14 protein-coding genes are annotated in these 13,574 nt (G+C 52.6%); 3 read left to right on the top strand and 11 right to left on the bottom strand.

Annotated features, from left to right (window positions below; all coding sequences use genetic code 11):
- The first annotated feature begins 104 nt into the window (after nt 1-104).
- Nucleotides 105-668, top strand: coding sequence for a TraR/DksA C4-type zinc finger protein (locus tag ACFSX3_RS11885; RefSeq protein ID WP_209986108.1), 564 nt, complete (start codon nt 105-107; stop codon nt 666-668).
- Nucleotides 669-774: 106 nt separating this feature from the next.
- On the opposite strand, the gene ACFSX3_RS11880 is transcribed toward ACFSX3_RS11885, so the two are convergent.
- Complete coding sequence (locus ACFSX3_RS11880) at nt 775-1,134, bottom strand: helix-turn-helix transcriptional regulator (RefSeq protein ID WP_209986106.1); 360 nt, start codon at nt 1,132-1,134, stop codon at nt 775-777.
- An 899-nt stretch (nt 1,135-2,033) separates the two neighbouring features.
- Between ACFSX3_RS11880 and ACFSX3_RS11875 the strand changes: the two genes are divergently transcribed.
- Nucleotides 2,034-2,486, top strand: coding sequence for a MarR family winged helix-turn-helix transcriptional regulator (locus tag ACFSX3_RS11875; protein WP_209986104.1), 453 nt, complete (start codon nt 2,034-2,036; stop codon nt 2,484-2,486).
- Nucleotides 2,487-2,527: 41 nt separating this feature from the next.
- Nucleotides 2,528-3,046 carry a GNAT family N-acetyltransferase gene (locus tag ACFSX3_RS11870; RefSeq protein WP_209986102.1) on the top strand — a complete coding sequence of 173 codons (519 nt, stop codon included), beginning with the start codon at nt 2,528-2,530 and terminating at the stop codon, nt 3,044-3,046.
- Nucleotides 3,047-3,525: 479 nt separating this feature from the next.
- Here the strand turns inward: ACFSX3_RS11870 and ACFSX3_RS11865 are convergent, their stop codons facing one another.
- The 10 genes from ACFSX3_RS11865 to ACFSX3_RS11820 form a co-directional block, all read right to left on the bottom strand.
- Entirely contained in the window at nt 3,526-4,122 is a 597-nt protein-coding gene (locus ACFSX3_RS11865) for a general stress protein (protein WP_209986099.1), read from the bottom strand.
- Nucleotides 4,123-4,229: 107 nt separating this feature from the next.
- Nucleotides 4,230-6,731 carry an ATP-dependent helicase HrpB gene (gene hrpB / locus ACFSX3_RS11860; protein ID WP_209986097.1) on the bottom strand — a complete coding sequence of 834 codons (2,502 nt, stop codon included), beginning with the start codon at nt 6,729-6,731 and terminating at the stop codon, nt 4,230-4,232.
- Nucleotides 6,732-6,971: 240 nt separating this feature from the next.
- Nucleotides 6,972-7,370: a DnaJ family domain-containing protein gene (locus tag ACFSX3_RS11855; protein WP_209986095.1), complete on the bottom strand. Its 399-nt coding sequence runs from the start codon at nt 7,368-7,370 to the stop codon at nt 6,972-6,974.
- 19 nt (nt 7,371-7,389) lie between these two features.
- Nucleotides 7,390-7,770, bottom strand: a complete 381-nt coding sequence (locus ACFSX3_RS11850; RefSeq protein ID WP_209986092.1) for a GIY-YIG nuclease family protein — start codon at nt 7,768-7,770, stop codon at nt 7,390-7,392.
- Nucleotides 7,771-7,795: 25 nt separating this feature from the next.
- Entirely contained in the window at nt 7,796-8,563 is a 768-nt protein-coding gene (locus ACFSX3_RS11845) for a DUF2087 domain-containing protein (RefSeq protein WP_209986089.1), read from the bottom strand.
- Between the two features lie 177 nt (nt 8,564-8,740).
- Nucleotides 8,741-9,085 carry a DUF1801 domain-containing protein gene (locus tag ACFSX3_RS11840; RefSeq protein ID WP_209986086.1) on the bottom strand — a complete coding sequence of 115 codons (345 nt, stop codon included), beginning with the start codon at nt 9,083-9,085 and terminating at the stop codon, nt 8,741-8,743.
- A 27-nt stretch (nt 9,086-9,112) separates the two neighbouring features.
- Complete coding sequence (locus ACFSX3_RS11835; RefSeq protein WP_209986084.1) at nt 9,113-9,922, bottom strand: SDR family oxidoreductase; 810 nt, start codon at nt 9,920-9,922, stop codon at nt 9,113-9,115.
- Between the two features lie 205 nt (nt 9,923-10,127).
- Nucleotides 10,128-10,994, bottom strand: coding sequence for a transglutaminase family protein (locus ACFSX3_RS11830; RefSeq protein WP_209986081.1), 867 nt, complete (start codon nt 10,992-10,994; stop codon nt 10,128-10,130).
- On the bottom strand, nt 10,991-11,944 hold the full coding sequence (locus ACFSX3_RS11825) for an alpha-E domain-containing protein (RefSeq protein WP_209986078.1): 954 nt from the start codon (nt 11,942-11,944) through the stop codon (nt 10,991-10,993). The genes ACFSX3_RS11830 and ACFSX3_RS11825 overlap by 4 nt, the downstream gene beginning before the upstream one ends.
- Before the next feature lie 27 nt (nt 11,945-11,971).
- Nucleotides 11,972-13,435: a circularly permuted type 2 ATP-grasp protein gene (locus tag ACFSX3_RS11820; RefSeq protein ID WP_209986075.1), complete on the bottom strand. Its 1,464-nt coding sequence runs from the start codon at nt 13,433-13,435 to the stop codon at nt 11,972-11,974.
- Nucleotides 13,436-13,574: the final 139 nt, after the last annotated feature.

Raw genomic sequence — 13,574 nt, 5'->3', positions numbered from 1 at the left:
ACAATTCAGCAATAGAATTGACTACTGATTGCCTTTTATAACAATAGGGTAAGGAAAGATTACGACAGTATAACTACTAATTAAGCTGAAAGGAAGATGACCACATGAGCCACTTAACCAAAGACCAATTGAATACACTCCGAGCAGCCTTGGAAGAGCGCAAGGCAGAACTGGAGCAGCATTTCTCCAGCAACGGGGCTGAGGACAGCTTGCTTGGCGATTCCCTTATTCTCTCTACGGGCGAGCTCTCTTCTGTCGATAACCATCCTGCCGATACAGGAACCGAGACCTTCGAACGGAGCCGCGACCTGTCCATCAATACCTCACTATCCGAAGAATTAAAGGAGATTGAGGCTGCTCTGGCGCGGGTGGAGGACGGAACGTACGGTATCTGCGAAGCCAGCAAGCAAGAGATTCCTTATGAGCGGCTTGAAGCGATCCCCTTCACCCGCTATACCGTGGAGCATGCCCCAACCAGCCGTGACACCGGCGCACGCCCTGTGGAAGAAGAGGTCATGACGCCACCACCAGCCGGTGCAGGCGAAGGACGCCAGGAGCATAGCGGAAGGTTCGATGACGCCGGTGCCTGGGAAGCCGTGGAGGATTATGGCAGCGCAAGCTCGCCGGTGACCCCTCCAGGGCAGGATGTTGAAGAAGAGGATTCCTGAGCGGCAAGTCATAGCTTGCGAGGTTCGCGGATAGACTGATATAGATGAGTCCGCCGGCTCGTAGCTAGATCGATAGGCATGAGCCCGCCAGCTCGTGGATCTCCCATCAGAAGTTGTCCGCTACCGCCTTATTAAGGATTCCAAGACAACGGTCCAGGTCAGCCTTCACCTGCTTCTTATACAGCTTGGCCTTCTCCTCTCCATCCGAAGTGAAATGATACAGGACAATCTCCTGAAAATCTACCTTCGGGTCGCTCCCCTTGAGCTGCTTGGTGCGGTAAAGTATCCCTTGCTGCACCAGCTCATGCAGGGCGCGGTAAATTTCACTTTGGGGAGGAGCATAACCATAGGGCTTGAAATCTTTCCGCAAATCCTCAAGCATCTGATACCCGTACCCTTTGTGCTGCTCCACCATCGTAATCAGGTATACCTTTATAAACGCCCGCTGGGCAATCATAAACGCCATTAAGACACCTCCCGGGGTGTTTTATTTAAAATATAAGAAGTTATATGTTTGTTTATTTGAGAATTGCAAATTTAAACTATGTCTCTAGTATAAACTCTATTTCCCAGCCTTCACAACAAGTAATTTGAGAATAAAATTCTACGACAGTATTATAGTCTGCTAGCTCTGCTAGTAATAAAGCTTGAGTTCGGATAATGTGAAATTTCGGGGATTTGTGGTATTTACGTTGCCGGGTAAAGATGTTAATAATCACTTTTTCCTGTTTTAAGGGGATAGGTACGTATGTAGTTTGGTTGTGTGGTGTTTTGGATAGAAGAGGTTGTTTATTTGGTCCTTCTATTGTGAATTTTTCATATGATGAAATTAGGTTGTCAGTGGTTTGTATTGGCTTTTCGCTGCTTATTACCACAGCAACCGATAAGCCCTTAACGGACCGAAGAGACGTTAGATGTAAGAAAACAACACTTTTTGTGAGTTGACGGACCGAGTGGCCTTATGGTCCTGCTAATACAAGTTTAGAAGCGAGATTTCCCGGATTAAGGGCCATGGGGTCCACTACTTGCTCTAGTGGGGACTTTCTTCCGGAATAAGGGCTCAGTCCGTTACACCGAATCTTCGGCTTAGTGGCGCTTTAACTCCACCCTTTTAAATCTGACGCCATACTGCTCATTTTTCTCTTTGCAAGCAATGCTGCTTGGATATCAGAAACTATAATCGTCTCCGCTTCTGTGCTGTAGATAGAGGCAATTTTTTGTTGTTCTATTATGAATTTTTCATATGATGAAATAAAATACCACCTTCACTCTCATTATGGTTTTTTTGTTGTAATTACAACAAAAAACCTGTATTATTTTAAAAACTATAAGCTTAGAAAATACATGGTTAATGGAGCTGTGATTATGAAGGAGATTCTGCGCGAGGTGGGAATGATTGCCCGGTCCTTGGATTCTATCAGCAATATTGAATTTAAGCAGTACGACCTTACCAGGGGGCAATATTTGTATCTGGTGCGGATCTGTGAGCATCCGGGGATCATCCAGGAGAAGCTGGCTGAAATGATTAAGGTGGACCGGACAACGGCTGCCCGTGCTATACAGAAACTTGAGATTAACGGTTTTATTGAAAAAAATGAAGATCAGCATAACAAAAAAATCAAGCGGCTGATCCCTACAGAGAAAGGGCAGGCCGTCTACCCTCTGATCAAAAGGGAAAATGATTATTCCAATAGCGTAGCGCTGTCCGGCTTCTCCAAAAGTGAGGCAGAAACCCTGGTGAACCTGCTGCAAAGAGTCAGATCCAATGTGGAAAAAGACTGGGAGTATGTAAAAAAGGGAAACAAACGGGACTATTGATTGTACAAGTGACTACTAATTTTACAAAAGGAGAATTATTGATGACTATATTGATAAAGAGATGCTCTTCCGGCGATCTGGAGACCTTGCAAAAAATCAGTATTGAAACGTTTACGGACACCTTCAAAAATCAAAATTCACCAGAAGCTATGGAAGCTTATTTGAAAAGAGCCTTTCATCCAGAGCAATTAAAAAAAGAATGCGCCAACCGCCATTCTGAATTTTATTTTATCTATTTTAATGAAGAAATTGCCGGGTACCTGAAGGTTAATGCCGATGACGCCCAAACTGAACATATGGACAAGGACTCGCTTGAAGTGGAACGGATCTATATTAGAAGTCCCTTTCATAGGCTGGGGCTAGGGAAACAGCTGATTGAGAAAGCGGTGAAAATCGCGGCCGAAAAGAATAAGAGGAAGCTCTGGCTGGGGGTTTGGGAACAAAACGGAAACGCGATTTCTTTTTACAATAAATTAAATTTTGTACAAACAGGCACTCACTCCTTCTATATGGGTGAAGAGGAGCAGACGGATCTGATCCTAACCAGAATCATCCTTTAGCACAATTAGGTTAATCAGCACAAAATCACTCTGCCGGGTGAATGATGCTAATGCCTCTCTCACTGGCCGCTTTTAAGGAGCAGTAATGTTGCAATTTTTGCAGGATTTCTCTTAAAATTTTACTGGCTGTGATGCATGGGGCCCTTCCCTCCGCGCAGCGGCATCTATTGTATTCGGTTTTTCTGTGAAAATACTTCTGGTACAACCTGCGATAAATGCACAGCCTACGTAGCGCCCCCAGTCCGATGGTGCTCGGTTTTTCGATTACATGTAGCCTACGTAGCACTCCCAGTCCAATTGTGTTCGGTTTTTCGCATACATTGTGGTTCCTTATTCACTCATGCGGTCTCTGTTCCTCCCTTATCCATAGCAGACGGATATTATAATATCCTAAACAAGCACAAAGAACTGCCCGGGCTTGTTCGCCGCAGGCAGTTCTTTGTTAAGCTATATGGGCAAGCATAAGCTTGCTCTAATTTTTAGATTTTGTCGCGGTTGTAGAGGTCCGGATCACGGTCTGCGTTCATCGCGCCCCTGTTGCCCAAAGAGTTGCCGACTCTGGTATCCTCCGGGTACAGACTGTCGTACCGGTTGGAGTTGAGTGAACGGTTACCCCGGAATACGGTATGGATATCTCTTCCACGGCCGTTGTCATCGACGAGGACGAGGATTTTGCCGCTGTCGATATAGCCTTCATAATCTCTGGCCTCATCCTCGGGAATACCGAGTCCGATTAATCCGCCCACCAGTCCGCCTGCTCCTACTCCGATGGCAGCCCCTGTCAGTGTAGCTACGATTGGACCCGCCGCAAGAATTGGACCGATCCCCGGAATAGCCAGTGCACCGATCCCGGCCAGCAAGCCGGTAATTCCGCCAACTACACCGCCGGTGGCTGCACCTGTAGCAACGCCTTCCGGCGCCATCGTTCCTGTATCTTCGGAGATGTGTTTCAGGTCATCTCGATCCTTCGTAATTACTGAAATCTCATCGTTCGTGAACCCTTGACTCTGCAAACTTTCAATCGCTCTGGTTGCTTCTTGTTCCGTATCGAATACGCCAATAATTTTCTCTGTCACTTGAAGCCCTCCTTCGTAATTGTTGTTCGCTATTGTATTACCCGTTCACACGGTGCCCAAACAGGAAAAACTTCACCGGCTGCATTAATTCCTAATCATCACTCAATCTATTTGGAAGAACGGGTGCGGTTGGTCGGCACTGCCTCCAGCGGATTATCCGGCCAGTAGTGCTTGGGATAACGGCCTTTCAGATCTTTTTTCACCTCAAAATAGGTGTTCTGCCAGAAGCTCGCCAGATCTGAAGTAATCTGCATCGGCCTTCTCGCCGGAGACAGCAGGTGCAGCAGCACCGGAACCTTCCCTCCCCCTATCCGTGGGGTATTGATCTGCCCGAACATCTCCTGCAGCCTTACCGCCAGTACCGGCGCTCCCGGATTGCTGTAATCCAAGGGGACACGCGAACCGCTCGGCACCGTAATATGCGTCGGCGCCTCCTTGTTCAGCAATTGGCGGCTATTCCAGTCCAGCATCCCCTCCAGCGCCTGCGTCAGCTTCACCCGCTGTAAATCACGGAGATTCCGCATCCCTTGTATAAAAGGTGCCAGCCATTCCTCCAATGTATCCGTCAACGCCTCATCCGACATATCGGGCCACTCGGCCCGCAGCGAGTGCATGAATTCCATCCGCTGCCGCAGCTGGGTGGTCCCTTTCTCCCAAGGCAGCAGTTGTAGCCCTTCTGCAGCGATTACCTTCAGCAATACGCTCTCTGTCTCCTCGGGAGTAGCCCGCTCATGGGTCGTTTGCTTCAGAATGAGCGTCCCCAAACGGGTCACTCTACGCGCCTTCACGCTTCCGCTCTCGCTGTCCCAGTAGACTTCGCGCTCCTCCAGAAGGCTGTCCGCATGATGCTTCAGCAGGTCCTGCTCGGAGAGCGCTGCGGCAAGCATAATCCTGCTCTGCCCGGCACGGTCATCCACGCCGGGCGCCACGATATAGGGCGAGCGCGCCAGCGGCTGCCCCTCGCGCATGGCCGCCCCCCGGCCGCCCGAGAGCAGAAACGCGCCGTCGCCGCGTTTCTGCCCTATGCGGTCGGGATAGGCGAACGACAGCAGCAGGCCGCTGCGGCTGATGTCGCCCGGCCCTTCGCCCGGCGCTGCCTGCAGCTGCGCCAGGAAGACCCGGCTCTCGCGCTGCACCGCGCGCAAGGCCGCCGGGTCCGCTCCGCCGCTGCTGGCGGAGCGCTCGAACCCGAATAGCGCCTCCACGCGCAGCGTGAGGTCGCTATCTAGAGCCGCGGGACCCCGGAAGAGGTCCCGCTCCTGCAGCAGCGCTGCGAGCCTGGCGGCGAGCGGCGCGGCTGCAAGGTCTGCCGCGCGCAGCAGCATATGCGCGATGCGCGGGTGCGCGCCAAGCACGGCCATGCTGCGGCCGTGCGGCGTAATGGCGCCGCCGGCGTCCAGCGCGCCGAGCTGGCGCAGCAGCGCCGTGGCCTGCGCGTAAGGCGCGGCAGGCGGCGCGTCCAGCCAGGCGAGCGCTCCAGGATCGCGCACGCCCCATAGCGCCAGCTCCAGGGCGAGCTGCGCCAGGTCGGTCTCCATGATCTCCGGCACGTTGTCGTCCGGCAGATGATCATGCGCCTCCCGGCTCCACAGCCTGTAGCAGACGCCCGGCGCAGTGCGGCCTGCCCGGCCGCGCCGCTGATCGGCCGATGCCTTCGAGACCGGCACCGTCGTCAAGCGCGGCATGCCGGTACGTGCAGAGAATACCTGCGTCCGGCGAAGCCCCGTGTCAATCACCGTGCGAACCCCTTCTATCGTAAGACTCGTCTCGGCAATGGAGGTCGCCAGCACGACCTTCCGCTCGCCATCTACAGCAGGAGCCACCGCTGCATCCTGCTGCGGCTGCGGCAATTGGCCATATAACGGACGCAGCACTGTCCCCGGTGGCAGACTCCCTAATGCCAGCTCCTGCTCCGTCCGGCGGATCTCCCGCTCGCCGGGCAGAAAGACAAGCACATCCCCCGGCTGCTCAGCGAGCGCCCGGCGGACAGCGGCGGCTGCGGATTTCTCGGGGGTAGTAAGGGTAGCATTGCCTGCCTCCGGCATATAGATCGTATCCACCGGATAGGTACGGCCCGGACAACGGACGACTGGCGCTTCGTTCAACAGAGAAGCCACACGGTCTCCATCCAGGGTCGCAGACATCACCAGAATACGCAGATCCTCGCGCAGCACACTCTGCGCTTCAAGCGCCAGCGCCAATCCAAGATCCGCATGCAGGCTGCGCTCATGGAACTCATCGAAGATCACAAGCCCCACATCCCCCAGTGAAGGATCGCTCTGGAGCATTCTCGTCAGCACGCCTTCCGTCACAACAACAATCCGTGTATTCCGCCCCACCTTGGTATCCATCCGCATACGGTAGCCTACGGTCTGACCGACACTCTCCCCCATACAGGAAGCCATGTAGCCTGCGGCCGAACGGGCTGCCAGACGTCTGGGCTCCAGCATCAGAATGGTTTTACCGGCCAGCCAGGGCTCCTCCAAAAAAGCAGGCGGCACAGCCGTTGTCTTCCCCGCTCCGGGTTCGGCGATCAGAATAGCCGCTGTACGGTCAGTTAAAATCCTCTTCAGGTCAGGGAGCACCTGCATAATCGGAAGCTGATTCATTTCATCTCTCCATCATCCGCTAAAAGTTAAGTTTCATATCCATTTCATTATCATGGGTGAAACCGCCCCGGATATCAAGTAGAAGCTTAGTCGCCCTTACGGTGAACATTCAGGGTTTCGGCGGATTGTAGGCAAGCACGTGGAAAAACAGCATCTACTGGCGGTGGTTTTAGAAACGCACTTCCCCCATTCCCCTACCCAGCACAAAACCTCCAGTTCATAGAACCGGAGGTTTCCTGCTTACTCTTCTATTCCCGTCAGCCGCTGCCGGATCGCGTCCCCGTAATCCGCATATGCAGCATTGCCCTCCAGCCCGCGTTCCTGAAGAAGCTGTTGGAGACGAAGACGCTTGAGCGAGAGCTTGGTTTCCAGCTCCTTACGTTCGCCAGTGTCGTTGTTGCCGCTGCGGTGGCAAGCCACCAGCAGCTCTTCGAGCGTTACGCACTCAGCCCGCAGCGTCAATTCCTCCGGCAGCAGCCCGGCGTTCTTCATAATCTTGTAGGACATCCGTAATTCCTCGGGTACGCCGGAGAGATCCTCCAGCTCCAGCGGCTTGCCGTGCCCCGGCAGATTGGCGAACTCTCCGCTGCGCATCGCTTCCTGAATTCTCTGTTCTGCAAGCCAAGATAGTATAGCCATATCCACCGTACCTTTCATTCTATTTCTGCTTATGATATCCGCGCTCTCCGTAAGGAGACAGCTGCTCCAGCCATTTACTCTCCATATCCGGCAGCTGCTTGCGGTATTTCTTCAGCTCCAGCACATCGGCCACGAAATCCTCTTCCGGCTTAATCTGCTCCAGCACCTCGAAGCGGAAGCCCGCTTCCCCGCGTTCATTCCAGTCGCTCTGCAGCTCCTTGTTGTCATGGGCTTTGATATCCAGCATGAATTTATGCTTGTTCCAGACCCCGTCGAGATTCAGGCTGCTGCCAATATACATTTTCTCATTGCCGGTATTTACAATTCTGTAGACCCCCATCGGCCTGTGCGAATGCGCGTAATTATATCCCAGTTCCTTGCGTCTGGCTTTATCCGTCATTTCTTCTCTCCCCTTCTTCTCTCCGTTATAATTTCACCCAGTATCTGCTGCCGTCATCCTCGCGGTCCAGCAGCCCGTAATCAATCAGGTAACGCCGCAGCGTCACATAATCGGGATAAGCCGCTTCCAGCACAGCATTAATCTCTTTCTCGCTATATTTGCGTCCCGTTTCGAACCGCTGAATCAGATGGCGCAGAATAGCCGCCTTACGCTTCTGCCGCTTAGGGAACTCTGACAACGGGCCGTCCGGCCCTTGTTTGAAATAGGCGCCTAGAATCTCGGCGTTCTCCTGCTCGGTAATCGCAAACCGTTCATCGACCATCACAGCCGTACGCGGAATACTCACAAAAGGCGATGAAGCTCCCGGCTTCTCCTCAACCAGCTCCATGACCGCCAAAAACAGCTTGGCCTGCTTCACCTTCTCGCGAAGCGTGAACCGGTGGTTGCGCACCGTGGAGGTGCTGCCGATTCCCAGCTCCTTGGCCGCCTCTGCATCGCTAAGACTTTGGCGGAAAGCCTGGAGCAGCCCCTTTTGCAATTCGGTTAACCCGCTCAGCTTCTTGTCCAGCGTCAGCAGCCAGTTGAACATCCCGCCATGAATCCGGTCCACATGCAGAGCTGCGAACTTCTCCGCTTCGTAATACTGCTCGCCATCCTTATAGATTAAACCCTTCTCGAAGGGCATCCCGCAGACCAGACAATGATACCTTTCCTTACGCGCTTCCGTCTCCACATTATAGCCCTGCTTCAATTCTGCAATGGAAGCATTCCAGAATTTCTCCGATATCTGCACTGCCTCATTCTCTCCTGCCAACTGGACCACCACACCCTTTGTTCACTTTTATATAGACATATTATCATTTCGTTTGTTATTTTACAACTATCTAATTAGACTGTTTGTCGCATACAGAAAAACACCGCCAATCATGGCAGTGTCTCTATATCCCGGAGGATCGCTATTTGTCAGTTCTTATAATGCAGCAGAAGCCTGCTTCAGCAAGGAAGACAGCAGTTCATAATCCACAGCCTTGCCCTCCGTCAGCTTGGTTGTGAGGCGATCCCCACTCCCCGCTTCGAATTGGCCTTCAGGCACTTCCAGCGCTGCTGCGTTGAAGATGGAGAAGCTCACCCAGCCTTTGGCGGTAGAGAGGACAGCGGCATATTTCCCGTTTTTGAGAAAATGCGGTTTGCCATACTGAATTCGTTCCGCTACCTCCGGGATTGCCCCATGAATGATCTCACGCAGCTTGGAGCATATCTCCGATTGCCAGGGCAGCTTGATCTGAGCAATGTAATCAGTCACTTCTGGATTCATGAAATCACCTTTTCCTTAAGGATATACCTAAGACAACAAAGACTCCGCACCGTCAATCACAATCTGCGAGCCTGTAATATGAATAGATTCATCCGAGGCCAGGAAGGCGACCAGATCGGCTACATTCTCCGGTTTGCCCGGTCCGTCTGCAAGCGGCTGCGCTCCTTCAGGGAATTCAATTGGAATAACAATCGACTCCACATCCTCGTTCCACTCCGTGCTCTCGTCGATATTCGTGGCGATGGCTCCCGGACAAATGACATTGACACGAATTTTGAACTTGGCCAGTTCTAGTGCAGCCATCTTGGCAAAAGCAACCTGCCCGGCCTTAGTAGTACTATATGGTGACCAGCCGAAGCTGGTAAATCTGCTGTTGCCGTTGATTGAGCTGGTAATAATAATGCTGCCTTTGCCCTTCTCCTTCAGGTGAGGAATGCTGTATTTCAGCGTCAGGAAGGTACCTGTGAGGTTGACCGACAGGGTCTTCTCCCAATCATTTACGCTCAGCTCCTCAATCGGCCCGACCACTCCGTTAATCCCTGCATTGGCGAACACAATGTCCAGACCTCCGAAATGCTCCACGGTTCTGCGCACCGCTTCCTCCATCCGGCCGGCATCCGAAGTATCCACATCAATTGCTAATGCACAGTCCTTGCGGAGCTTGTTCAGCTTCTGTTCCAGGATAGAGGTACGTTCGTTCACCAGATCGAACAAGGCGACATTCGCGCCCTCACGTGCCAGCTGGATCGCTGCCGCTCTGCCGATTCCAGAGCCCGCACCTGTAATTATGGCTGTTTTCCCTTGAAAACGCTGCTTTTTTGCTATATTTGGGCTCATATGTACACTCTCCTTCCATAAATACCATTCTGCTTGTAATGGCTCTGTTTCAAGATTACCCAATTGATGCTTGATTATAATCATGTTATGCAAAAAATTGCACAAGCCTTGTGCAACATGCACAGCACATCAGCTAATTGGGTCTACGATGCACCTTATCCGCAACAGCAAAAGCCCCACTTTCGCGGGGCCTGCTCTAACACATTCAATTCTCCAAGTGCCGTACATCCACCTTGACCGTAAGCTTGCCCGCTCCTCCACGGTATACGCCTTTGACCGGAACAATATCCTTATAATCCCGTCCATGCCCAAGCTTGATATACCGCCAGCTCACTTCAACATTGTTGGTCGGATCGAAGCCCAGCCAGCCCGTACCCGGAATATGCGTCTCCACCCAGGCATGTGAGGCCTGTTCGAAGTTGGCGTTGCCCCCCTGCAGATCCCCGACAAAATGGTACCCGCTCACATAACGCGAGGGCAAGCCGACACTGCGGCAGACTGCAATCATCAGATGCGCATAGTCCTGGCAGACTCCGCGTTTGAGCATCAGCGCTCTTTTTACCGTAGTATTGACGCTCGTTGCCTCAGGATCGTACGTAAACTGCTCATAGATCGTGGACGACAGCTTCTTAGTCCATTCATACATATCCTCGGCGTCCTCAAAAGGATGCTGCGAAGCAAACTCGACCAGCTCCGGCGTCACCTCGGTGTAGCGGGTAGGCAGAATAAACTCTATATACCGGTTCTGAAACTTCTCGTCATTCAGCAGCTTCACCTGCTCCTCGAGCGGTATATGCGGCAGATCTGCGCCTTGCGCCTTATCGAGCGTGACCACTGTAGCCTTGGTGTGAATCACCATTTCCGTGTGCGGCTTGTTCACCGAATAGGCATGGACCCGGTTGCCGAAGAAATCCTCATAGGTTAGCAGATTGGCCGGCGGATGCACCTCCACCTCATGGTGATAACAGGATTGCCGGTAGTTCGTGCGCGGCGTCAGCCGGATCTCATTGACACTGTCCGTCACCGGTTCGGGGTAGTTGTAGGTAGTTGTGTGGTTGATTTGTATTTTCATACTGAGACTCCTTCACGGCGAAAAAAAGCACCGTCCATCGTTCGGCCGAGCCTCTGACAGGATATCATCAGTGACTCCAGTACATCCAGGGCCAGGTCCCCGGACATCTCGTCCTTCTCCATATAATCCAGCTCCGCCTTGATCTTGCCTGCTTGCCGGATCACCTTCTCATGCCCCGAGCCCTTCTCAGTAGTGTCCAGCTCCAGCTTGGCCAGATGCTCCTCCAGCTTGTGGAACGAGAAACGGATCGAACGGGGGAAAAACGGGTTCACGATCAGGAATTCGAGGATGCACTCCGGCGACATATCATCGGCATAATACCGGCGGAAGGACTGATAACCGCTCACCGATTTCAGCACAGCCTGAAGCTGGGTATAGATGGAATTGATATCCTTCGACTTGCAGGATACCGTGACGGTCTGCAGGATACGCGTCGTATTCTCCGCCCGTTCCAGAAACCGGCCGCTCTCGATGAAATGCCATTCGTTGCCCCGGAGCATCACCGATTGCTCCGCGCCGAGGAACATCGCCGCCCGTTCCTTAACCTGCTGATAGAATTGATGGGGACCGCGCATGATATCCGCTACCGACTGCTCCCCGAGCCATAGGTTGAAGCCGTTGACAATATCCCAAAGCTCGCTCGGCAGATGCTGCCGCAGAGTGCGCAGATTATTCCTTGCCTGATGCACACAGGAGAACAAGGAATTGGTGTTCCCGAGATCCAGCGTGATAAAGGACAACACATCCTGCTCGCTGAAGCTCTCGAATTGCCGCAGATATTCGTTCCGCACCCCAAGCGCGTTAATCAGGCGTGACCACTTGTGGCCCTCTTCCTGGAAATCCTCTTCCTGCTGGATATGGTAATGTACATCGATCAGCCGGGCGTGATTCTCAGCCCGTTCAATATACCGGCCGATCCAGAATAGAGCCTCCGCATTGCGATTTAGCATTTTAGCTCCCCCTTTACCTTAGAGTCTCTAGGCCATTACCCAGGTATCCTTCACTCCGCCGCCTTGGGAGGAGTTCACGACCAGCGAGCCTTCGCGCATCGCCACCCGGGTGAGTCCCCCTGGAATGACATGCGGCTTACGGTCAGCCCCCATCAGCACAAATGCTCTGAGATCGATATGCCGCGGAGCCATGCTCGCTTCTGACAAGACCGGCGCACGGGACAGCGACATGATCGGCTGAGCGATATAACGCTCCGGTTCTGCCAGTATTTTGAGCCGGAAGTCTATCAGCTCCTGCTTCGTTGCTTCACTTCCGATCAGCATGCCGTACCCCCCGGAGAGAGACGTCTCCTTCACCACCATTTCAGCGAGATGATCCAGCACATACTGGCGCTCTTGCGGCCGTGACAGCAGATAGGTCGGTACATTGCCCAGAATCGGTTCTTCGTTAAGGTAATAGCGGATCATATCGGGGACATACACATACATGGCCTTGTCATCGGCTACCCCGGTTCCGGGCGCATTGGCAATCGTGATATTTCCTGCCCGGTAGGCATTCATCAGACCTGCGACCCCCAGCAGCGAGTTAGGCTGAAAAGCGAGCGGATCAATGAAATCATCATCCAGCCGCCGGTACAGCACATCGACCCTGCGCAGACCGTTCATCACCTTCAGGTAGATTTTGTGGTCCTGGGCGACCAGATCGCGGCCCTCTACCAGATGAATGCCCATCTGCTGCGCCAGGAAAGCATGTTCATAATAAGCAGAATTGTATTCCCCCGGTGTCAGCAGGGCAATGACCGGGTCTTTGGTCCGGGACGGAGACAGGCTGCGCAGCACGGACAGGAAGCGGTTCAGGCTGTGATCCACATCGCGGATCGAGCTGGCAAACGACAATTCAGGAAACAGCTGGTTCATGAGCGATCTGCCTTTGAACAGATAAGAGAAGCCGGAAGGTGTACGCAGATTATCCTCAAGCACGTAATACTCCCCGTCATGATGGCGGATCAGATCGATGCCTGAAGTGGTGATGTATGCGCCGCCGGGTACGCGGAGTCCGCACATTTCCGGCCGGAAATAACAGTTGGAAATAATCATCCGCCGCGGCACAATGCCGTCCTTCACAATGTACTGTTCATGGTAAATATCATGAATGAACAGATTCAGTGCCGTAATCCGCTGCACAATGCCCGCCTCCAGCCGTTCCCATTCCATTTTCGGAATAATGCGCGGAATCATGTCAAAAGGAATCGTCCGCTCCATAGGCTGATCCTGTGCCGGGTTATATAGAGTAAAGGTAATGCCTTCTTCCATCATCCGACGCTGCATCAGCTTCTGCTTGCCTTGCAGCTCTTCGGGGCTCATCCCGGAAAACATGCGGTTCACATGCTTGTAATGAGGCCGGACGTTCCGTTCATCCGCATACATCTCATCATAGAAATGCTGCAGCGGATACGGAGACAGACCGGGCAAAGGATCTAGTTTGGACATGAGCCCGACTCCTCTCGGATCAGTATAATGTGTTATGTTTCTTAACAAATAAGTTCAAAATTTAAAAATTCACCATGAAAATATGTTTCACTACCTTCATAATACGTAAATGATATTATTCATGTCAATATATATAACA

Origin of the sequence: Paenibacillus rhizoplanae, from assembly GCF_042684125.1 — a bacterium.
Classification (GTDB): Bacteria; Bacillota; Bacilli; order Paenibacillales; family Paenibacillaceae; genus Paenibacillus_AQ; species Paenibacillus_AQ rhizoplanae.
Note: the sequence above shows the minus strand (reverse complement) of the source record. Positions and strands in the feature narration are given on the sequence as shown.